The organism is Pectobacterium colocasium, assembly GCF_020181655.1.
In the GTDB taxonomy this organism is placed as follows: domain Bacteria; phylum Pseudomonadota; class Gammaproteobacteria; order Enterobacterales; family Enterobacteriaceae; genus Pectobacterium; species Pectobacterium colocasium.
This window is the reverse complement of record NZ_CP084032.1, coordinates 583,919-605,952: the sequence shown is the minus strand read 5'-3', so window position 1 is coordinate 605,952 and position 22,034 is coordinate 583,919. Positions and strand designations below refer to the sequence as shown.

The following is a 22,034-nucleotide window of genomic DNA, read 5'->3' as shown; positions in this document are numbered from 1 at the left end:
TAATAATGATTAAAGCATAGCTGCTCTACTACCGTCTTGGTTAGCTTGATAGGTTAGCAACCGTTTCACTCACCGTTGTTAACCAGGATAACTTGATGACTAATGCTGTTGCTAAAAATACCCCGCGATTCCGCTTCCCTAAGCGCGCTTTACCTTACGTATTTGCTCTTTATATGGCGACCATCATGGCATTTCTGATGTGTCTGGTCATCATTCTGGCCGAATTTGGCATGGGGCCACATTACATGGAGAATGTGATGAATGCCTATCAGGTTGCCATGCCCGCCGCTTTTGTTTGCATACTGATTGTCCGCCCTATTGTTACCCGGTTGGTAGGATTGACTGTTCACGGTCACTGAGTCATTCAAGACGCCATTTCGTTCTCTCACATTAAGGCTGACGAGTCCGCCTTTCGCTCCTCACCGGCTATCAAGCTGAGTCATGCTATAACACAGAACACTGCCATCATTATTGATGGCACACCTATGTTACCTGTTCACTTTAAAACCGCTTGCCGACGATCCCGCATCCCTACAACCCCAACGCCAGCCCGTCATACGCGGCATGAACGTTTTCAGGCAGCCGCGTTTGCGTTTGGAGCCAGCGATCCAGTTCGTGGCCGATGTGGGTCAGGTACAGGTGTTTGGGGGTTATCTGGGTAAAAATCTCCAGCGCGCGGGTGATGTCATTGTGGTTGCGCGGTGGCGTCGTTTGGGGAGGGTGGCTGCAATCGACAACCGCATAGTCCAGCGTGTGGGATGCAAGAAATTCGGCGGTATCGGACGGCAGCCCGATGGTGTCAGTCAGGTAAGCCAGCGTATGCGTCGACGTCTGGATGAGGTAACCGTAGGTGAGTTTGGAATGGATTAGGGGAACTGGCGTGATCCTGATGCCATCCAGTTCGAAAGGCTGGAAAGGTGTCAGAGGCGGTTGGAAATGCAGAATCCCTGGGTGCTTAAAGAGATCGTCGCAGCCCGCTTCATCCGGGGGGCCAAAAACCGGGATGGGCTCGCCGTAGCCCCAGCGCAGGGGAAATAATCCCTGAACGTGGTCCATGTGATAGTGGGTCAGCAGAATATGCCGAGTCGGATAGGGAAGCAGATACGACGACAGCTCGGGCAATCCGGCATCAATCAGGATGATCCGGTCTTGTGTCGTGATGGCCGCGCAACAGGCACGGCGCCGTTTTTTTTCATCGTGCAGCGCCTGTTGGCAAACCATACATGTACAGCCAAAGGCGGGAACCTGCTGCGCACCGCCAGTTCCCAGAAAGTGGAAAACGATCCCGTCACTACTTGCTGCCATATTTGCTGCCATCGGTTTTCCTCTGCTCTCCAGTGCGCTTGCCACTCGGCCTATTGTTCGCTGTGCATCGCACAGCCGCTGTCGAACGACAGCATCGACTGAAAGACAGATAACGTGCGTTGCAGATCGCCGTCGTTATTCAATAACACACAGTCGCTTTGTAAGCGGCTCTGTTCTTCTTCCGCCCGCTGCAATCGCGTGGCGATTTGCTGTTCGCTTTCCCGTCCTCTGGCGCATAACCGCTCTCGCAATGTCGATGTAGAAACAGTCAGGCATATCGGAAACAGCGTGTTGCCGTAGCGCTCACGCGCCTGACTCAGGTAAGCCCGTGAGCCATTCACGATGACGTCATTCCCTCGCTGTAGCCAGTCATCAATCTCGATCCCGATGCCATAGTGGCACTGGTGCGCCTGCCAATTGAGCGCAAACAGTCCAAGCCTCAGACGGTTCTCAAACTCCTCCTGGGTGAGCGCAATGTGGTTCTCGCCTTGTATTTCAACGGGGCGAGTAATGTACCGGTGCGCCACCAGCAGGTGTGGCAACGCCAACTGACGAATCGCCCGCAGCAGGCTGTCTTTGCCTGATCCTGAAGGGCCAATGAGGTAGATGAGTTTCGTCATGATCAGAATACCCGGACGCCCTGACGCCACACGCGCAGCAGCTTCATTTGCGGCGCGTGCCGTTTGACGAGCAGCAGGTCGGCTCGCCGCCCTTCTTCAATGCAGCCGCGATCGTCAAAGTTCAGCGCCTGAGCGGGATTGCTGCTCACCAGCGCGATAGCACGTGGCAGGTCATAATCATTGCGTTCATCCTCTGCGATCATGAACGCCGCCTCCAGCAGGCTGGCCGGATAATAGTCCGAAGACAAGATGTGAAGCACGCCAAGCGTCGCCAGATGATGTGCCGATACATTGCCGGAGTGCGAGCCGCCGCAAATGACATTCGGCGCGCCCATCAGTACGTTCATGCCAGCGCCATCGGCCTGCCGTGCCGCAATCTCGGTGGTAGGGAATTCGGCAATCGTGACCCGGTGCTGGTGGGCTTCGCTGATATGTTCCGGCGTCGCATCGTCATGGCTGGCCAGCGTGATGCCTTTGTCGTGACAAAGCCGGACGATGGCCTCGCGATTAGGCTGCGACCAGCGGCGTGAACCCGCCAGTTGCTCTTCCTCAAACGCGGCCATCTGTTCGTCATTCAGGTGATATTTTCCTTTGTAATACTGATGGTATTTTTGCTGGGAAGAAAATTGCCGCTGCCCCGGCGAGTGATCCATTAATGACGCGAGCGCGACCAGCGGGATATCCACCAGTTGTTCAAACAGAGGGAACGTATCCTGATGCGGCAGCTCGCAGCGCAGATGCAAATGGTGATCCGCCCGGTTGGTGCCATGCTGCTGGCTGTGCAATACCGCATCCGTCATACGCCGCAGGTTCTCAAGCCGATGCCCGCCATCGCGCACGTCTCCTACCGCAACGGCATCCAAAACGGTGGTGATGCCACTGGAGATAATCAACGCGTCATGATTGCGCATCGCCGCTTCAGAAGGCCAGTTAACGCCGGGGCGCGGCGTGAAACACTTATCAAGATTATCCGTATGTAGCTCGACAAGCCCCGGCAGGAGCCAGGCCTGTTCGCCATCCAACGCACCGGGATGACGGCTGGGTCTGTCGCTGATGTGGTGAATCACGCCGTTGCGCACTTCCAATGAGCCATGAATAATTTCCCGTGAGAGCACCATGTTGACGTTATTAATGATCATTTGCGGTCTCCTGAGTGTTGGAAGCCAGCGGCTGCGTGTTCACGGACATTGCATTCACTGACATGGCGTTCACTGACAGGGTATAGAAGCGATCGGCGACCTCCTGACGCACTTCATCATCGTGAAAGATGCCAACAATGGCACATCCCTTTCCTTTCGCAGTGTGGATGAGTTGAGTGACAGCCAGTCGGTTTTTGGCATCCAGCGACGCTGTCGGTTCATCTAACAATAGAATCGGGTAATCGCCAATAAACCCGCGGGCAATATTGATGCGCTGCTGTTCACCGCCGGAAAAGGTAGCGGGCGCAAGCGACCAGAGCCGCTCGGGGACGTTCAGATGCGTCAGCAGTTCACCGGCGCGAATCTCGCTTTCCTGACGGGACATCCCGCGTTCCAGTAACGGCTGGATGACCACGTTCAGCGTGCTAATACGCGGGATGACACGCAGAAACTGGCTTACCCAGCCCACGGTTTCACGACGGATCTCCAGTACATGACGGGCATCGGCGTTAACGATATCGACCCAGCGCTCACGATGGCGTACCCAGATATGGCCGCCGTCAGGCTGATAATTGCCGTACAGGGAGCGCAGCAGCGTGGATTTCCCACTGCCTGAATGCCCGTGCAGCGCCACGCATTCACCGCTTTTCACGGACAGACTGACATCGTGGAAAACCGGCAACCGTGTACCCTGCTGGTTATATAACACGAACGTTTTATCAACGTTCTCGATGCGTAATTGCGTATCCATCAAGCGTCCTTTTGTCTGGATTTACAGAATGGAAGAAACAAGCAATTGGGTGTAGGGATGGCTTGGATCGTCAAGCACCCTGTCCGTCAGTCCCTGCTCGACGACTCGCCCACGCTGCATCACCAGCAAACGGTGTGACAGCAGACGGGCAACCCCGAGATCGTGGGTCACGATGACGACGGAAAGCTGCATCTCCACAACCAGCGTCCTGAGCAGATCGAGCAGGCGTGCCTGTACCGATACATCTAATCCGCCGGTGGGTTCATCCATAAAGATCAGCCTCGGTGCCGTCACCAGATTGCGGGCGATCTGAAGGCGTTGCTGCATCCCACCGGAAAACGTGGTCGGTAGATCGTCAAGACGGTTTTCGGGTAGCTCAACGTTTTCCATCCACTGTGCCGCTTTATTGCGGATATCGCCGTAGTGCCGATTACCAATCGCCATAAGCCGCTCACCGATGTTACCGCCCGCAGACACCGTGGGGCGCAATCCCGCCAGCGGATGCTGCCAGACGATCCCCCACTCGGTGCGAACCAGCGCGCGCCGCTGCCGTTCGCTGATGTCATAGATCGAGAGCGACTGCTGCTCGGCATTACGGTAGATCACCTCACCATCCTGCGGGACCAGCCGTGCGGAGATCGCATTTAGCAGCGTCGTCTTTCCTGACCCCGACTCGCCGACAATCCCGAGAACTTCTCCCGGCCACAGCTGAAATGACACATCGCGGAAGCCTTTCTCCGGCGCATACAGGTGCGTGAGGTGCCGCACATCCAGCAAAGGGGTATCGGATGCATGATGTTCTATCGTCATGACGTTTCTCCTCCTTGGTTCTGGCGCTGCTGGCAATAATCGGTGTCGGAGCAGACGAACATGCGGGTGCCGTCATCATCCATCACCACTTCATCAAGGAAGCTGTCGCGTGCGCCACACAGTTCACACGGCTTGTCCCACTGTTGTATTGTGAAGGGGTGATCGTCGAAATCGAGGCTTTCCACCACGGTATAGGGCGGAACGGCATAGACCCGCTTCTCGCGTCCCGCGCCAAACAGTTGCAGGGCGGGCATCCTATCCATCTTCGGGTTGTCGAATTTCGGGATGGGCGATGGATCCATGACATAACGGTGGTTGACCTTCACCGGATAAGCGTAGGTCGTGGCGATGTGTCCAAAGCGTGCAATGTCTTCATAGAGCTTCACCTGCATCACGCCGTATTCTTCCAACGCATGCATCTTGCACGTCTCAGTTTCGCGCGGTTCAATAAAGCGTAGCGGTTCAGGGATCGGCACCTGAAACACCAGGATCTGATCTTCTTTAAGCGGCGTTTCAGGAATGCGGTGTCGTGTTTGAATCAGCGTCGCTTCGCTGGTTTTCTCCGTGGTTGGTACATTGGCCACTTTGCGGAAAAAACGACGAATCGACACCGCATTGGTGGTGTCATCCGAGCCCTGATCGATCACCTTGAGCGTATCGTCCGGCCCGATGATACTGGCGGTGATTTGAATACCGCCAGTGCCCCAGCCGTAGGGCATGGGCATTTCCCGGCTGCCGAACGGCACCTGATGCCCAGGAATGGCGATCGCTTTCAGGATCGCGCGTCGTATCATTCCCTTCGTGCTTTCATCCAGATAGGCATAGTTGTATTCCGTTTCCGAACCGTTGTATTCCGTGTCTGAATCGTTGTATGCCGTTTCCGGCTTGCTGCCTTTCTGGCGGGAGATCGTTGTCTGACCCATCACGCGTTACTCCTTGGCACAGAAGCGAGGTATTCCTCACGTAGTCGTTTTAATAGCTCCAGCTCTGACTGAAAATCGACGTAATGCGGCAGCTTCAGATGCGAGACAAACCCCGCCGCCTCCACATTGTCGGCATGAGAAAGGACAAATTCCTCATCCTGAGCCGGACCGCGAATTTCCTCTTGATAATCGTCGGACTGAAGCGCGCGATCGGCTAATGCCACGGTGATGGCCTTACGTTCCGCACGGCCGAATGCCAGTCCGTAGCCACGGGTAAAATGCGGCGCGTCGTTGGCAGGTTTCACAAAGCCGTTCACGGTTTCGCATTCGGTCAGCAAGATCTCGCCAATATCGATGGCAAAACCCACCTCTTCGGCGACGATGCTGACGGTGATGTATCCCGTGCGGATCTCGCCGACAAACGGGTGGTTGCGGCCATAACCGCGCTGGGTGGAATACCCGAGCGAGAGAAGAAACCCCTCGTCGCCGCGAAACAGCTGCTGAAGACGCGCCGCACGCGTGCCGGGGTAACTCGGCGGCTCCATCGTAATGTCCGGCGGATCGCTGTCGTCGCCGATATGCCGCTCAGGGACAAAGTGTTGTTGAGAAAGGAACTGAAACGCGTGAGCAATGTGGTCAGGAATCGCTTCATGCTCATCAGCGGCATCAGGCAGTGGTGCGACAGGTTCCTCACCGTCAGCCAGCAGCGAGAAATCCAGCAAGCGGTGGGTATAGTCGTAGGTCGGGCCGAGTAACTGCCCACCCGGCAAATCTTTGAAAATGGCCGAAACACGGCGTTCAAGACGCATATCCGCGGTATTAAGCGGCTGACTGATTCCCCAGCGTGGCAGCGTGGAACGGTAGGCTCGTAAGAGAAAGATACTTTCCACTAGATCGCCACTGGCCTGTTTGATGGCCAGCGCGGCGAGCTGACGGTCGTAAATATTGCCTTCGGTCATAACGCGATCGACGGCCAAATTAAGCTGCTGTTCTATTTGGGAACAGTCTAATTCTGGAATATCCGTACACCCGCGGCGGCGGCAGGCTTGTAGCTGGTGAGCGGCCTCAATGGCCTTTTCCCCACCTTTAACGGCAACGTACATTAGCATTCCTCCACGTGGGTACTTCTGGGGATGGCAAAGAGCTTTTTCCCAGAGGTAAAAAGAAAATCCAATCCTGTAGGGAAGGCATGGGGGCGATTGCACAGGTAATTCCTGACACTCGCGGGCAGACGGGGAGAAATAATGCGATGTGTCTTGATGCCCGGCCCGGTCAGTTTTAAACAAGGCCCGTCATGCATGCCTTCCACTTCTAAAATAACGGTGGTGGATTTTTCGGGTTCGACTTCACTGCCGCAAGAGAGCGCCATCAGGTCATAAGAAAAAGCGTTTCCGCTCAGCAGCACAAAGTAGGCATCTTCAAACGTCGTGGCGATCGGCACGTTCGTATGCAGGCAAAGCGTGCGTAGCAACAGCGGGTTACCAATCCGGGGATCGATAAACAGTGGCGTCGTGTGGCTGGTCAGCGTAAGCAGCGTGGCTGCCGTGGCAGACGATATCGATTCCAGGCCGGAGACATTCGGAACCGTGACCAGAGAACCCGGCTCGCTCATGGCCTTCACGATTTTGCGAAAGCAGAGCTGTGTGCCAAATACGGGGTGGGCGAAGCCCGTCATCGTTGTCATGACAAATCATTCCCCCCTGACCAAAGTAAAGAAATTTACCCGGCTGGCAGCCACTTCATGCTGCTGCTGTTCCCGATGCGCACGCTGCTGATCGGCTAACGGTGTGATGATGCGCTCCCATATTTCATGGAAATAGGATCGGGTTTGCAGGAGCGCATCGATCCAGGCACAAAGCTCGGCATGCGGTTTGTTTCTGCCCGCGATATAGCTGTAACCGCACGTTCCGTCCTCCAGTTGTATCGCCGCGCGAGTCACCGTCATATCCCCCACAATAAAACGCGGGCCATCGACCTCCATTCTTCCCTGTAGCTGGATCAAACCAATTTGCGTCGGGCGTAATAGCTGGTAATCCGTTGGGTAATTCAATGCGCCCCAGTGTTTTTCCAGAGCGCTCGGATCGCTGTGAGCAAGAATGGACATCCAACGTTGTCGCTGTGTTAGCTCTGACATCTACTCCCTCCCCACTGGCAAAGTCCGTGAGAGATAAGAAAAACAGGCGGTTTGATCCTGAGGCTCAGCCGAGAGATCCGCCGTGTTTTGATAGAGCTGGCGCGCCGTATCAAAGAATTCGCTTTGGATCGGAGAACGCCGGAAAAGCATTTGTGCCAGATCGAGATCTTTCAGGCGGATAGATAACGGTACTGACACGGTTTCACGCGGGTTCAAATAGCGATCCAGCATGACTTCCATATAGGTCGAACGACCGCGCCCCAGCGTCAGTGCCTTTGCCAGCACATCAGGGGCGATGTCGTGCGCTTCCGCCAGCAATAACGCTTCCGCCGCGACCAGCAGATGCACCGCCTCGCAATAGTTATTAATCACCTTCATGGTCTGTGCGCTGTGGTTGCTCTCCATCAGCACATAGTGATCCGACAGACTGGAGATGACGTCGTTAACCGCGTTGGCGAAATCATCCACACAAGGCCCGACCCAGGCGGCCAATTTACCCTGCCGCGCCCCCTCCGGTCCGCCCGATACCGGACATTCCACATAATGCGCGCCATGCTGGCGAAAAAAAGTTTCCATCCAGCGGCTCTCTTCCGGCCCTATCGTGCTGATATTGAGTAACAAAGGACGATAGCGAGTCAGCTTCTGTATAACCGCCTCAGACTGAAAAACATCACGTATCGCCTCTGCATCTTTCAGGCAGATGAGCACAATTTGTTTTTCCTGCGTGAATAACTGGTGCAGTTCAGGGACGGCTTGAGCGCCTTCGGCGGCGATATCGTTCGCTTTCCGGTTAGTCCGGTTAAACACGCTGAGTGGGAAATGACGCTGTAATAGTCTGAGCGAGATAGCTTTTCCTAATACACCAACGCCAACTAAAGAAACAGAATGAGTCATATCGGCAATCCTTGTCGCTAAGGGGTGGGCAATACTCCGGGTATTGCCGTCCATCAAGAGGCCTGAGGCGGTGCAGTAAGAAACTGCATAAATGCATCGCGATTTTGAGCGGGCGATGTTGCTGGCCGCCCCAGATCGCTGCGATGGCCAACACCGCATCGCACCTCAATGAATTGGCTACGTTGCGCCACGAGCGCCTGTTGCAAGGCAGCCTGCAGGGCTTCTTCTGTCTCAACGTAATAGGTTTCCCCATAGCCGCTGGCAGCAGCGATAGGTGCCAGCGGTAAGCGGGACGCCGCCGTGGGCTGCCCGCCCACCGAGTCATGAGCGCCGTTATTGATGACGATGTGTATCAGGTTGCTGGCCTGAGCAGTATTCGTCAGCCCCCCCATGTGCATCAGCAGCGCCCCATCCCCATCCAGACAAACGACTTTCCGCTGCGGCTGCGCATCACACAGACCCAAAGCGATCTGGCTGGCCAGCCCCATTCCGCCGACGGTCAGAAAATCTTGCTGATGCCCTTCTCCCCGCTGCTCACGCAATTCATAGAGCTCGCGGGACAACATGCCCGTCGTGCTGACGATAGGAAGATGAGAGGGCAGCACGTTCAGGCATGCGGCAACGATAGCTTCCCGCCGCATCAGCGTCGGTTCAGCAGCGGCCTTGGCGGATGCCGCTAGCGAAGAGAAAGTATTTTTTCTCACCACCAGCGCCACTGGACGATGTTCGTCATGCGCACGCTGGAGCAAAGCCTGAATATCATCCCACCGAGGCGGGTTATGGCTATCCAGAACGAGATGCGGAATATCAAGCACATTGAGCTGAGCCAACGTGACTCGCCCCTGCATGACATGCTGCGGTTCATCGTGCTGCTGCTTACCACTCTCATCGACTTCACCACGCCAGCCAATAATGAGTAACAGCGGAATACCATAAACATCTGGCGTAGCCAGAGAACAGAGGGGGTTGATCGCATTGCCCAATCCTGAATTTTGCATATAGACCACGGGCAACGTTCGCGTCGACAGATAATGGCCTATCGCCATCCCTACCGCGCAACCTTCATTACTCGCGATACGGTGTGCAAGCCCGCTATGATTACTTTCAATCGCCAGACAAAATGCCTTTAATAATGAATCAGGGACGCCACTGAAAAAATGCACGCCACGTTGAGCAAGAAACTCGATGAGCTTATTAGGGTCAATCATAATAAACCTTCCCTTAGCACCACACTGTATTTAACAGCGATAATGATGCGTTTATTCTTCATTATGTGATTACAGTAATCAGGGGCAATATAATTATTTAGTTAAAAACAGCCATTTACTTCAAAGAATAACCCACTTTACCAACAGTGATTATTATAGAAAAAACGACAAACCCATAGCACCAAATAATCGCGTGATAAAATAATTATACTGACACCCTAATCTATTTCGTTATCGCGTGCCGGGAATAAGATCGAGGATATCTTTTATCGACATGCATTTATCCTCAACTTCCAGTGTTCGGCCATGCTTGAGGATTTCTGGCAAAATTGACTTCATTGCCGGATAAGCCGCACGCAACATATGGTTTGCATAAATCACGATATTAAACCCACCATCAATCAGTTGATCGAAAGTAATATCGTTAAAACTGGTAGGAACGCAAACCAGGGGGAGATGTGGATAATGATCGCGGAATTGTTTGGCAAAAGCTAAAATTTCGGCAGGGTTCTTATGTCGACTGTGGATCATAATCCCATCGGCACCGGCGTCCGCATAATGCAGGGCGCGGTTGATCGCATCGTCCATACCGACATCCAGAATCAGGCTTTCAATACGGGCGATCAGCATAAACTCTGGTGTCAGCTGTGCTTTTTTGGCCGTGGTAATTTTTTCGCAAAAATCCTCTACGGAAGCTTGCGTTTGCTTTACCTCATTACCAAATAAGGAGTTCTTCTTCAGGCCGGTTTTATCTTCGATAATCATGGCGGAAATACCCAAATTTTCGGCAGCCCGAATACGGTGAGCTAAATGCTCCGTTTGCCCACCAGTATCGCCGTCAAAAATTAATGGACGAGTGGTAACATCGAATATTTCCGTAATCGCATGAAAACGATGACTGATATCCACCAATTCCGTATCGGGTTTTCCCCGCAGAGTCGAATCGGTGAGTGAACTAGACCAAAACGCATCAAATTGATAATGAGTATCGCCATCTTCATAAGCGGCTTGTTCGATTAATAAAGCAGAAAGCGGGCTATGAGCCTCCATCACCCGAATACCTTTTTGCTGCTGTAATAATTCACGAAGAGCACTGCGACGTGAACCCGGCGTGCATCCTTTATAGGAATCTGTTGGGGTGTCATTGGATAAAATGATAGACATGGTTATCTCCTATGTACCATAGAGTTGGGGGGTATACTTTCCCTAGTAAACCAAGCGCAAAAATCACAAGACCACGCAACGTTATATTTATTTAAATTAAATATACCAACAGGGTGATTCTATTCATTGAAAACAACTCTTCAATAGAGAGAAAAAATTTTCGTTTATTTTTTAATTTCACCTACCTTATTGAAATAGCATCGATTTAAACGATAAGAAAACAATGAAAAAAGAATATTGATTACAATTCACATCTTTTTTCATGTTAAAAAGCTAAAAAAGTTGCTGTTTTTAGTTTTTTAATTCAGTAACCATTTTCGACAAATGGGTGAGAGAAGAAAATCTTATTGATATGAATATTCATTGTTAATCATATGATTTTTAATAAAATAATTAGCAAGGAAAGATGAGGGGAGAAGTGCAGAATACAAGCTAAAACTACAGCGATAATAGCAACAGCACCGTATGTAACCACATCATCCTATGATGAAAAAGGATATAGGACACACAAAGAAAATCCAAGAAACACTGAAGTACCATAAGAATTTAATATAAAATTAAATCATAAATTTATGAAGAAAGTATATTCTGATAGTTGTGCACCTCGAATTGCTTGCATTGAAAAAACAAAAAAATCATTTAGAGCCTATCCCAATAGGAATTGTTAGAATATAAGTAACTGAGAATTTTTGAGGACGTAGCATGACTGGCAGCAAGTGGCGGATTAGTGATGAACTCTGGGAAAAAATAGCGCCGCTTATTCCTGAACATAAAACTAACCATCCACTGGGAACGCACCGAAAACGGGTTGATGACCGAGTGGCTATGGACGCCATTTTCTTTGTTCTTCGCACCGGATGCCAATGGAACGCACTAAATGAAACAGGGATATGTTCATCGAGTTCTGCACACCGCCGCTTTCAGGAATGGCGCGCGGCGGGGGTTTTTGAGCGTTTCTGGCAGAACGGATTGATGACCAGCGAGCAACTGAAAGCCATCGACTGGTCATGGTTGTCGATGGACGGCTGTATGACAAAATCCCCGCTAGCAGGCTCAAAAAAACAGGCCGGAACCCCACGGACCGGGGGAAACAGGGGGTAAAGCGTAGCCTGATGACCGATGCGAACGGGCTGCCGCTCTCAGTGGTTGTCGCAGGGGCAAATACCCACGATATCAGGTTAGTCACAGAGACCCTTGATGCGCTTCAGACGGGGAGGCCGGGCAGAAGGCTGAATATCTGTCTGGACAAGGGGTATGACGCGGAATGGCTGGAAAGTGAACTGAAAAATCGGCGTTATGAACCGCATATCCAGTCGCGTAAAGAAGAATCCGATGCCAGCAAAGAGAATATGAATTACAAAGCCCGTCGGTGGGTAGTGGAGAGAACGCACAGCTGGATGAACCGCTTCCGTCGGCTTCTGACTCGTTGGGAGAAAAAAGTCGAAAACTATGAGGCGATGCTGCATTTTTCCTGCGGCATTATTGTCTGGAATAAAATCCTATTGGGATAGGCTCTTAGTTGCAGATAAATTCAGCAAATTAAACATTGCTATATTTTTAGTAAAGTAATTATAACGCTTAATTTTATGCTCATTTTTTATATTGACAGTAAAAAATTACTAATGTATCAGTGTTAATGAGGTGTTTTTAATTAAACATTTCGATAACAAACCAATCCTGATTTGTCTAAATGCCTTCAACTGGTAAGAGGTTTTCTTATGAGCAAAGCTAATGAAATTGCGAATCTGTACAAAACGCCAAAAACAGTTAGTGAAAAAAATGTAGAAGGTAACAGTTTCACTGATATGCTGCTGCAAACCCAAACGGCTGCGACAGCGGCTTTTGATAAACTCGCTTATTTAGCGGGCATCAAAAATGCTCCCGCAGACGATAAATATGCACAGTTGAATACCAGCAACCTTAGCGAGCTAATTAAAAGCGCCAAAAGTGCTGGCTATGATATCGAAGTAGTTAACATCTGATAATTAGGGGCTGTCTTCACGACAGCCCTGTTTTATTGAAGAGGCTGCAAATGAGCTATGACATTGAAGAACTTAATCGAAAAATAGATATCGATGGATTACATTGGGTTCCCCGCTGGAGAGTAAATAATGGGAAATCAGACTCTTTTGTTGTTCCTTTTGTCACAACTTACCCTGTCAATATTGTTTTTCATGGAGAGAATGAATTCAAATATGGTCAATATGGTATTCATCTAGGGCAACAAGATACTCTTACATTTTTAGGTAATGAAAACCAGGTGATAAGAGCAAAGTTTATTGATTGTCGTATAAACTCACCAACATTTAAGCAAGCCATTGAATTTGATATAAATCCGTCATCGGCAAAAACGCTCATTATACCACCTGGAGTGGCTCATACATTTCACAATCTTGAAAACGTTTTTACTTTAAATTCATATACTCTTTTCCTTCCTGACTTTGATGAACTTTCTAGCGCCAATTTAAATTGGTCGCCGGGTAATGATGTTATTAATATCCCAGAAGATATATCGCCTCAAGATGTGCCTGGATATGTTCCAATGACTGAAGAGGCCGCCAGTATTGTTTATCATCGGATTGGTGAATTCCAACAAGAGAATCTTAAAAAGCATAAGTTTCAACATTCTGAAACCAGAGAGTTCATATTGGATGATGGAAGTAAAATTAACCTAAGAATCCGAGAAGAGATCAAAGATGAAGAGAAAGTAAATTTACCCCATTCTAATATCGTTGGTGTTGAATTTAGAGAAATCCCATCAGTGAAGACTGGGAGAGAGAGTTGCATCGTTCCGTTAACAAGAAAGTCACCGATGTATATCGTCGAGCATGGGAATGACCATTATGATTTTGATTCCTATGGGTTACATTTAGGCCAGGAAGATCACCTCACCTTTTTAGGTAAAATGAAACATGAAATCACCCTTAAACTCGTAGATATGAGAGAGGGGTCTGAAACACTTTTCATGGAGGATGAGATAACGTTCACGCCTTATCCTAACGTAGAATTGGTCATTCCTTGCGGTGTAGCCCATGCTCTTATAAATATGGCGGGAGTAATTACCGTTAATCGGCCTGTGATATTCTTAAATCAGGAAAAAGAATACATCCCTGGTCATGATGTTATAGATTGGCCGATAAGTAATAAAAGTTACATGAGTTATAAAGCAAACAATATAGAAGCAAGTACCGATTACTATGAGTTTTTAGTTTCCCAACAAAAGGATTTAGTACGTGAGGCACCAACACATAACACGCCAAAATCAGTGATAGTTTTTGATGAGAAATCGGGTAAACATGTCAAAGTTCTTTTAAAGGAAAAGGTATAAATACTCATTATGGGCATCCTGTTCTTCTTTATGCTTTTTTTAGTACTAACCGCGGATGGGTTAATGGTTTTTCTAACCCCGGTAATCGTTTATCAGCTTACCGGTAGTATTGAATACTCGGGGCTATCATATGCTCTATGGTGGCTACCCAGAATTTTAATTATACCGCTAATAGGTAAATATATTGATCAACTGGGTGTTCGTCCGCTTTCCATTTCCTCTGATTTAATAAAATCCACAGGATGCTTATTTTTAGCGATAACTGATTTCTCATCTGATTTATCGATTGCCATCGCTTTTGGTATCGTAGGTAGTTTGATCTCCATAGGTAACTCTCAGACAATTATTTCATATGAAAAATTAGTGTCATTGTTAAGCAAGAGAAAAGAGCATCATGCTAATTTAATTTCCAGAATGGACTTCATGGGCATGATAATTGGGCCATTAATGGGAATACTCCTGATCGATCATGGCTTTCGAATGCTGTTAATTATCCCATGCATCCTTTATATAACAAATGCCGCTTTCTTTTTCCTTGAGAAGGGAAAGTTAAATGAAACGAAAATTAGCGCTTTAAGTGAAAACGTTACCCCATACGAGGAAAGTGGATTTAAAAAGAGTATAATATATCTATTTTCAATCCCGGCATTATTATTTTCCATTTTTCTTGCCATAGGTAACAACATGTTTGATGGCCTTGTTGAGTCGAGTGGCGCAGCATTAATTGAAAGAAGCATGGATCTTCCTGTTAAATACTTCGGCCTGATTGATGTCGCAGCAGGAATATGTGGGGTTTTGGGTACTTATTTCTATAGTCATTTTAAGCGTGTTGTCAGCAGAAAAAACCTGCTACTTTTATCCGTTATCTTCATCACTATAAACTCAATATTACTAATAATCTTTAAATCATCATTTACTGCATTCATTTTTTGCTATGCCTTATCTATTATGGGGAAGGTTTTCACTGGAAATATTTGCAGAATGATACGAATTGAGCTAATTGAACCCACGATATTTGCCAGCACCTCATCATTAATAGTTCTATTCAACCAATCTATTCTCCCGCTTGTTGGCATGCTGCTGTACATTTCTGGTGATTCAGTTCGTGCAGTTTATTTTCTCATGGCGACAGCCATTACTATTACATTTTTGGCAGGGGTATTTTTGTATCGAAAAATAACATCAGCAGTAGTCACTCCCGATATCCCACGAGCTATCTGACGTCTGAAATCCAGAAGTTAAAAGCTGCTTCTCGACGAGGTGGCTTTTATAATTATCCTGTCCCCTCAAGCTATGCTCTTTTTAGAGATCTCCTCAGATGGGCATATGAAAGACCTCCTCTAAAGGGAACGTCATGCATAAAGCCCCACTCACATACCTTTAAATGCTTGTTTACATTTATGTAAATATCGATGTCTACGCACTAATTTGTTGGTATAACGGTAACCATTATCAGTTAGATGCCACCGATCGCAGTACAAGGAAGCCACATCAGTACACTCGTAGCGTACATACTCAGGGATGACACATCTTGCGATAGCCTACCCGTACTCTGTGTGCAGCAGTCCTCTGGTTTTCCTGTGTTTATCTGAACGTCTTGCTCGTGCAATGGTGTAACACTGCCATTGCAATATTGAGCTGATAACAACCCGAAACCCTGCCAATACATGCTGCTGATAAAGCACGATGTTGTCGGCGTTATAACTCAACAACAGCGTAAGAACTCACTCTATGACATCAATCTCTGAATCACTCACCGCATTGGTGCAGCGCCGCGCGCAGTTGCGCGAGATGCTCAAAACGCATCAATTCGATGCACTTGATCCCCTGCTGGAACAAGAACACCAGTAATCCACAACCGCACGCCTATCTCCTTCTCTCCGCGAGGTGGGCAATCACAGCATCGTATGATAGGGGCGGCAGCGCTGCCCCTGTTATTTTCAGGCGTTAATATCCATCGGGTCTCAAACCGTACAAGTCAGGGTTAAAACGACAAACTAAGACCAGAATGGCTCTCTATTACAGTTGTCAATGCAGCGCATTTTGTACGATTATATTCCCCAAAATAAGCACCGTTAATAAGTGAAAATTCAGAAAGTCCCTTTATCTTTTCTGACGTGGCACACACCTCAACAAATAAGGCAGGTCAGTGTGGATGGTTTCAGTAACGTAATATTTCGCCACGCTTTTCAATTGCTGGCATTTTCCTTATTCGCGTTTGCGGCCCATGCGCAAACGAGCGATCCACTCCTGGCAATACCCTCTTCTCATGACACCTCCTCTCTCACGCCTACTGACAATCAGGCTCGCGGCATTCTGATAGCGGTGGAGCAAGCCACGCTGTCCAGCGAACTGGCTGGACGTATTGTGGAAATACCGTTTAGAGAAGGGGAATCCTTCAAGAAAGGCGATCTGCTGGTGCGGTTTGACTGTTCCATTTACCAGGCTCAATTGGCTGCGGCTTCTGCCGCTACACGAGCCGCAGAAGCGGAGCTAAGCCAAAATCAGCAGTTGGCACAGATGAAATCAGTGGGGAGACACGCGGTATCGTTATCAGCCGCGCACTTTGCACAAGCGCAGGCAGAAAGCCAGGTTTACCAAATTCAGGTCAACCGTTGTCGCATCACAGCCCCCTTCGACGGTCAGGTGGTGAAACGCCGTGCGCAAACCTTTGAGAGTGTGGCGCAAGGTGCTCCACTGCTGGACGTGGTGAATAACCGCAATCTAGAGATCAACTTACTCGTCCCATCACGACTTCTGTCGGTGCTCAAACCCGGATTAGTTTTTACCTTCACGCCGGATGAAACCGGAAAACCGTTACAGGCCAAGGTCACACGGCTTGGCGCACGTATTGATGAGAGCAGCCAAACGCTTAGTCTGACCGGTGTTATCGAAAACAAAGACAGCAGCCTGATGGCCGGTATGAGCGGCACAGCACACTTCCCGGAGAAACTGTGAATACGCAGCCGCAGCCCTCTTCCGAACGCATCTTTGCCCGTTTTCTGGATATTGAGCACCAGGCACGATCGGCTCATCGCATTGAAGAGCTCGCCTATTGCATTGTCAACGATGCTCAGGATCTGTTCGGGTTTCGCCATGCTGCACTTGTCATTAACGGCACCGTGCGAGCCGTCACAGGGGTGACACAGCCCGCGCCCCACGCCCCTTTTGTCGCCTTTGTTGAACGAGCCTGTGCACAGTTGCAGCGTCAACAACAGCATGAACAGTGTGGAGTGGTAGCGGCAGCCTCACTGGATCAGCGAAGCCGCAACGACTGGCAAACGCTATCTGCCCCCGAGGTTCTGTGGGCACCGCTGAAAGATCGTCAGGGACACACGTTTGGCGGCATCTGGTATGCCCGTGAACAACCCTGGCAGCAAGCCGATCAATTACTGATGGAACAACTTGCCCATGCATACAGCCATGCCTGGCTCGCGTTAGAGCCACAGCAATCGAGGCAACGTACGCGCTGGCGCTGGAAACTGGCGCTCCCCCTTCTGCTGGTGATCGGGTGTTTGTTTATTCCGGTGCGTCAGTCGGTGCTAGCACCGGCAGAGGTAATTCCGCTCAACGGACGTGTTGTTGCCGCCCCACTAGACGGGGTGATTCAGGCATTTGCCGTACAACCTAACCAGAGTGTACGCAAAGGCGACCTGTTGGTGCGTTTCGACGATACCACGCTGAAAGCGCAGGCAGATGTGGCTGAGCGAGCGTTGAATGTGTCAGAAGCGGAATACCGCGCCAGTTCACAGCGTGCCTTTCAGGATGCCGATTCCAAGGCAAGGTTGGATTTTCTTGCGGCACAGGTCGCGCAGAAGCGCGCTGAGCGTGATTACGCTAATGCCTTGCTGAGCCGCACCGAAATTCGTGCTGAGCGGGACGGCATCGCGGTATTTGCCGATGCCGAACGCTGGACCGGTAAACCGGTCCGTACCGGAGAACGGCTGATGGATCTGGCCGATCCGGCATCCGTATCGCTGCGTATCGAACTCGATGTGGGTGATGCTATTCGGCTAGAACCGAATGCGCCGATTACCCTGTTTCTCGATAGTGATCCAGTAACACCGCATGGCGCACGGCTAGATCGTATTGCCTACGAATCGGAACAAACCCCAGCAGGCAATTTAGCATATCGGCTGGATGCTCGTTTCACAGGGAACCCTCCGCGCATCGGGTTACGTGGTACCGCAAAAGTATCCGGTGAATATGTGCCGCTGGCGGTATATCTGTTCCGGCGACCGCTTGCCGTATTACGCCAGTCGGTTGGGTTATGACAGGTGGAGGGATGGGGCATTTTTTGCCCGCGCTGAGAACCGATCTGCAACTGGTAGAATCGGCGACCGGCCTGGACGGCGCACAGCAATGGGTGCTGGTTGACTCCGTTACTGGACGGTATTTCACGCTAACACCATCGGCAATACGCCTACTGCGGCACTGGTCGTTGCGCCGTCCTCAATGGGTGCTAGACGCCGCTAACCGTGAACCCGGTTTGCCCTTGCAGGATAAAGAACTGGAACAGCTGTTGCGGTTTCTGCGTAACCACGATCTCATTGCGGCTAGCGATCCAATACAACGACAGGCCTATGCTCGCAAGGCCGCAGCATCGCGGATCAGTCTGTGGAAAACCCTGCTGCATCAGTATTTGTTTTTTCGCATTCCGTTATGGCGACCAGACCCGATACTCAACCGTTGCTGGCCCTGGCTGCAACGCTACGGTCTGCCGCTTTTACGGATCGTCTTACCATTAATATTGCTGCTGGGGGGCTTTCTTGTCAGCCGGGACTGGGTTCGCTATACCCACTCCTTTCCCCACCTGTTCAGCCTCCAAGGGATGGTAGCCTTCGGCATCGCGCTGATTTTCGCCAAATTTATCCACGAGCTGGGGCATGCCTTTATGGCTAAGCGCGCTGGTTGTCGGGTACAGACCATGGGCGTAGCGTTTATTGTGCTATTCCCGCTGTTTTATACCGATGTCAGCGATGCCTGGAAGCTAAAGGATCAACGCGCCCGGTTATTGATCAGCGCCGGCGGGATTCTGGCTGAGCTGATACTGGCATGCGTTGCGCTGCTGGTTTGGGCGCTATTGCCTGACGGCCCGGTGCGTACCGCCTCTTTCATGCTCTCCAGCGCGACTTGGATCACCACGCTGGTGGTTAACCTCAACCCCCTTATGCGTTTTGACGGCTACTTTTTGCTGAGCGATTTCTGGCGGGTGGAAAACCTGCAGGATCGTGCTTATGCTCTGTGCCGCTGGCGGCTGCGCGAAGCGTTGTTTGGCTATGGTCGCCCGGCACCACACACTTGGTCACCCTCAATGCAGCGCAGGCTCCTGATATGGGGCTATGCCTCATGGGTGTGGCGTTTTTTCCTGTTTTTTGGCATTGCGCTGCTGGTGTATCACTTTTTTATCAAGGTAATTGGCATCGTTCTGATGCTGGTAGAAATTGGCTGGTTTATCGTGCTCCCGGTAGTTAAAGAAATACATATCTGGTGGTCCATGCGTCAAACTGCTCATCTCGTCAACCTGCGACGTTCAGGCCTGATTTTGGCGGCGGTGCTGTTAGTGCTGCTGTTTCCCTGGCGCGGCAGCATTCGTATTCCGGCGGTACTGGAGGCAGAAAGCGTCAGTGTGCTGTATGCCCCAATTGCCGCTCAGGTAAAAACGCGCTATGTCACCGACGGTCAACGAGTCAAAGCTGGCGAGCTGTTGCTGGAGCTGGCGTCACCCGATCTGGACTATCGACTCAATATTGAACGTCAGCAGATCGCCGTCTTACAGCAGCAACGACAACGAGGGGCGGGTCGTCAGGAAACCGCCAGCGAAACGCAAGTACTTGACCAGCAACTGGCTGAATCGCTGGCCCGCTATCGGGGGCTCGATGCGCAGCGTCAGCGGTTGTCGATCACAGCACCGCAGGCGGGGCAAGTGAGAGATGTGGCAAGGGATATGACTGAGGGCCGCTGGCTGACCACCGACATGCCCTTATTGCGCGTTGTTGAGCAAGGGACAGGCAAAGTGCAGGGATATTTACCAGAAGACTCCCTGACACGCGCAAAAGCAGGCATGACGGGCGATTTTATCGCAGACGACCCGGCTTATCCCCGCCTGACGGTACAGCTAAAAGACATTGCGCCAACCGGCACCGCCTGGTTACAGCAAGAAATGCTGGCATCCGATCGCCATGGCCCCATCGCCGTGCGCCGCGACCGCGACCACAATCCCCAACCGGTACAAGCGCAGTACCGCGTTCGTTTTATGGTACAGGAGGAGCAATTCCTGCCGCCGCAACAGCCTCTGCGGGGCAGCGTTATTCTGGAAGGGGAAAAAGAATCCATTCTTGGTGCGGTATGGCGTCGGGTTGCCGCGTTGGGGATCAGGGAAAGCGGGTTTTGACGAGGATAAGCCGGGGTATCTATCACATTTGCGATAGCCATAAGGTGTTTATGATGATCCCCCGAGGTATACCCGACATCCTTCAAGTTGCATGTGCGTTGGCTGCATTTAAATATGCGGCCCATCGAGTTCCCCGCCCTAAAGAGCCGCTGCAAGCCGTGTTCAAAAATGCCTTGCCGTTTTTGTCCTGAACCCCGAATTATTTAGGGTATCTCTCGCTGACTGATAAATCACACCACCCTATTGATAATAAATGAAAAATAAACTTATGTGATTCTCTGCTTATTTCATTTGAATGGTAACTGTAAATTAATGTTGTTTTTTGTAGTATTTTCTTTCCTGACTGAGCTATATTTCTGATGTGTCATACAGATTTTATAGCACCACTGTTCCCTTAGTATTTGATTTTTCATCAAAATTATACGGTTGGTTATTAATATTAATAAATCTGCTATTCCTCCAGGAGGGATGTGTATGAGGCATATTCAGCGTTTATTTGTTACATCAGCAATCACTACCGCTATCACCGTGGGTGCTTTTATTCCTCAAAGTGCCATGGCCTGTAATGACGAATCCTATACTGGCAGCGTATGTTCTTTTGCTATGTCTTTTTGCCCGCGCGGCTGGCTTCCAGCCAACGGTCAGACTGTCCCTATCAATAGCTATCAGGCGTTGTACTCCCTGTTGGGATTCCAGTTCGGCGGTAACGGCTCAACCACCTTCGGGATACCTGATTTGCGTGGACGCTCGGCAGTCGGAACGGGTACCGGGCTCGGGTTACAGACCGTCACCCTCGGGCAGAAAATCGGTAATCCGGCGGTGAATGTTACCGTGCCTTTACCCGCGCATAACCACATCGCGGCCTTTACTGCAACCACCTCTACGACCACAGTTACAGTGCCAGAAAAACCCGGTACCGGCTTAACGGTAAATGGCCAGACCATCACCAATACGCACAGCCTGACGGCAGCGACTTCCGGCCTGCTGAAAATTGCAGGTGGGTCTGCTGTCGCTGGTAACGCATCGCTGCCCACCAATGGCGCGATACTGGCCAAACCCGCATTGGGGGCGCCTAATATTTATAATCCTACGGCGACTGCCGATACTACTATAGGGCCTAGCCAGACGCTTACCGGCCCGGTGAGCGGCACCATTACCTCGTCTATTAGCGGCGGTACGGTAACGGGTACGCCAACGATTCCGTCGTTCCCGATAACGATACCGACAGTCACTGGCGGAACAGTGGCGGTAAACGTAACAGGGGTAGCGCAGCCAGTGGTTAACGTGGCGACCCAGTCGCCTTCGCAAGGGCTGACCGTTTGCATTATGGCTAATGGACTGTATCCACCGCGTCCTGATTGATA

General features: G+C 50.5%; 22 protein-coding genes. 10 read left to right on the top strand and 12 right to left on the bottom strand.

Annotated elements, in window-relative coordinates; translation table 11 throughout:
* Positions 1–95 precede the first annotated feature (95 nt).
* The gene (locus tag LCF41_RS02745) at positions 96–359 is read left to right on the top strand and encodes a DUF2798 domain-containing protein (protein WP_225086789.1); all 264 of its coding nucleotides are present in this window, start codon (positions 96–98) and stop codon (positions 357–359) included.
* A 172-nt stretch (positions 360–531) separates the two neighbouring features.
* Here LCF41_RS02745 and phnP read toward each other — a convergent pair whose 3' ends face one another.
* The 12 genes from phnP to aepX all read right to left on the bottom strand — a co-directional run bounded on the left by phnP (position 532) and on the right by aepX (position 10,948).
* Complete coding sequence (gene phnP / locus LCF41_RS02740; RefSeq protein WP_225086788.1) at positions 532–1,317, bottom strand: phosphonate metabolism protein PhnP; 786 nt, start codon at positions 1,315–1,317, stop codon at positions 532–534.
* Positions 1,318–1,355: 38 nt separating this feature from the next.
* The gene (gene phnN, locus LCF41_RS02735; RefSeq protein ID WP_225086787.1) at positions 1,356–1,925 is read right to left on the bottom strand and encodes a ribose 1,5-bisphosphokinase; all 570 of its coding nucleotides are present in this window, start codon (positions 1,923–1,925) and stop codon (positions 1,356–1,358) included.
* 2 nt (positions 1,926–1,927) lie between these two features.
* Positions 1,928–3,064 (bottom strand): alpha-D-ribose 1-methylphosphonate 5-triphosphate diphosphatase, encoded by a 1,137-nt coding sequence (gene phnM / locus LCF41_RS02730; RefSeq protein WP_225086786.1) that lies wholly within the window; start codon positions 3,062–3,064, stop codon positions 1,928–1,930.
* Entirely contained in the window at positions 3,054–3,815 is a 762-nt protein-coding gene (phnL, locus tag LCF41_RS02725; RefSeq protein ID WP_225086785.1) for a phosphonate C-P lyase system protein PhnL, read from the bottom strand. The genes phnM and phnL overlap by 11 nt, the downstream gene beginning before the upstream one ends.
* Before the next feature lie 21 nt (positions 3,816–3,836).
* Positions 3,837–4,625: a phosphonate C-P lyase system protein PhnK gene (gene phnK / locus LCF41_RS02720; protein WP_225086784.1), complete on the bottom strand. Its 789-nt coding sequence runs from the start codon at positions 4,623–4,625 to the stop codon at positions 3,837–3,839.
* Positions 4,622–5,548: an alpha-D-ribose 1-methylphosphonate 5-phosphate C-P-lyase PhnJ gene (locus tag LCF41_RS02715; protein ID WP_225088085.1), complete on the bottom strand. Its 927-nt coding sequence runs from the start codon at positions 5,546–5,548 to the stop codon at positions 4,622–4,624. Before LCF41_RS02715 ends, phnK begins: the two co-directional genes overlap by 4 nt.
* The gene (locus tag LCF41_RS02710; protein WP_225086783.1) at positions 5,548–6,651 is read right to left on the bottom strand and encodes a carbon-phosphorus lyase complex subunit; all 1,104 of its coding nucleotides are present in this window, start codon (positions 6,649–6,651) and stop codon (positions 5,548–5,550) included. The genes LCF41_RS02715 and LCF41_RS02710 overlap by 1 nt, the downstream gene beginning before the upstream one ends.
* Positions 6,651–7,232 carry a phosphonate C-P lyase system protein PhnH gene (gene phnH, locus LCF41_RS02705; RefSeq protein WP_225086782.1) on the bottom strand — a complete coding sequence of 194 codons (582 nt, stop codon included), beginning with the start codon at positions 7,230–7,232 and terminating at the stop codon, positions 6,651–6,653. Before phnH ends, LCF41_RS02710 begins: the two co-directional genes overlap by 1 nt.
* A 6-nt stretch (positions 7,233–7,238) precedes the next feature.
* Positions 7,239–7,682, bottom strand: a complete 444-nt coding sequence (phnG, locus tag LCF41_RS02700; protein ID WP_225086781.1) for a phosphonate C-P lyase system protein PhnG — start codon at positions 7,680–7,682, stop codon at positions 7,239–7,241.
* Positions 7,683–8,576, bottom strand: coding sequence for an NAD(P)-dependent oxidoreductase (locus LCF41_RS02695; protein WP_225086780.1), 894 nt, complete (start codon positions 8,574–8,576; stop codon positions 7,683–7,685).
* Positions 8,577–8,629: 53 nt separating this feature from the next.
* Positions 8,630–9,784, bottom strand: a complete 1,155-nt coding sequence (gene aepY / locus LCF41_RS02690; RefSeq protein ID WP_225086779.1) for a phosphonopyruvate decarboxylase — start codon at positions 9,782–9,784, stop codon at positions 8,630–8,632.
* Positions 9,785–10,015: 231 nt separating this feature from the next.
* Positions 10,016–10,948 carry a phosphoenolpyruvate mutase gene (gene aepX, locus LCF41_RS02685; RefSeq protein WP_225086778.1) on the bottom strand — a complete coding sequence of 311 codons (933 nt, stop codon included), beginning with the start codon at positions 10,946–10,948 and terminating at the stop codon, positions 10,016–10,018.
* Positions 10,949–11,650: 702 nt separating this feature from the next.
* On the opposite strand from aepX, the gene LCF41_RS02680 reads away from it, so the two are divergent.
* The 9 genes from LCF41_RS02680 to LCF41_RS02640 all read left to right on the top strand — a co-directional run bounded on the left by LCF41_RS02680 (position 11,651) and on the right by LCF41_RS02640 (position 22,032).
* Positions 11,651–12,459, top strand: a protein-coding gene (locus LCF41_RS02680; protein WP_225085541.1) for an IS5 family transposase whose coding sequence is annotated in 2 segments (ribosomal slippage) — positions 11,651–12,001 and positions 12,004–12,459 — 807 coding nt in all. Because the reading frame shifts where the segments join, the coding sequence is not laid out codon by codon here.
* 207 nt (positions 12,460–12,666) lie between these two features.
* A complete protein-coding gene (locus LCF41_RS02675; protein WP_225086777.1) occupies positions 12,667–12,930 on the top strand; it encodes an XRE family transcriptional regulator in 264 nt (87 codons plus the stop codon).
* Between the two features lie 50 nt (positions 12,931–12,980).
* Positions 12,981–14,276 carry a dTDP-4-dehydrorhamnose 3,5-epimerase family protein gene (locus LCF41_RS02670; protein WP_225086776.1) on the top strand — a complete coding sequence of 432 codons (1,296 nt, stop codon included), beginning with the start codon at positions 12,981–12,983 and terminating at the stop codon, positions 14,274–14,276.
* 63 nt (positions 14,277–14,339) lie between these two features.
* Entirely contained in the window at positions 14,340–15,497 is a 1,158-nt protein-coding gene (locus LCF41_RS02665) for an MFS transporter (protein ID WP_250160546.1), read from the top strand.
* 510 nt (positions 15,498–16,007) lie between these two features.
* Complete coding sequence (locus LCF41_RS02660; RefSeq protein ID WP_225086774.1) at positions 16,008–16,127, top strand: DUF4034 domain-containing protein; 120 nt, start codon at positions 16,008–16,010, stop codon at positions 16,125–16,127.
* Between the two features lie 300 nt (positions 16,128–16,427).
* Entirely contained in the window at positions 16,428–17,234 is an 807-nt protein-coding gene (locus tag LCF41_RS02655; RefSeq protein ID WP_225086773.1) for an efflux RND transporter periplasmic adaptor subunit, read from the top strand.
* A complete protein-coding gene (locus LCF41_RS02650) occupies positions 17,231–18,550 on the top strand; it encodes an efflux RND transporter periplasmic adaptor subunit (RefSeq protein ID WP_225086772.1) in 1,320 nt (439 codons plus the stop codon). The genes LCF41_RS02655 and LCF41_RS02650 overlap by 4 nt, the downstream gene beginning before the upstream one ends.
* Positions 18,547–20,670, top strand: a complete 2,124-nt coding sequence (locus LCF41_RS02645) for a site-2 protease family protein (RefSeq protein ID WP_225086771.1) — start codon at positions 18,547–18,549, stop codon at positions 20,668–20,670. Before LCF41_RS02650 ends, LCF41_RS02645 begins: the two co-directional genes overlap by 4 nt.
* Positions 20,671–21,144: 474 nt before the next feature.
* On the top strand, positions 21,145–22,032 hold the full coding sequence (locus LCF41_RS02640; RefSeq protein ID WP_225086770.1) for a phage tail protein: 888 nt from the start codon (positions 21,145–21,147) through the stop codon (positions 22,030–22,032).
* Positions 22,033–22,034 lie beyond the last annotated feature (2 nt).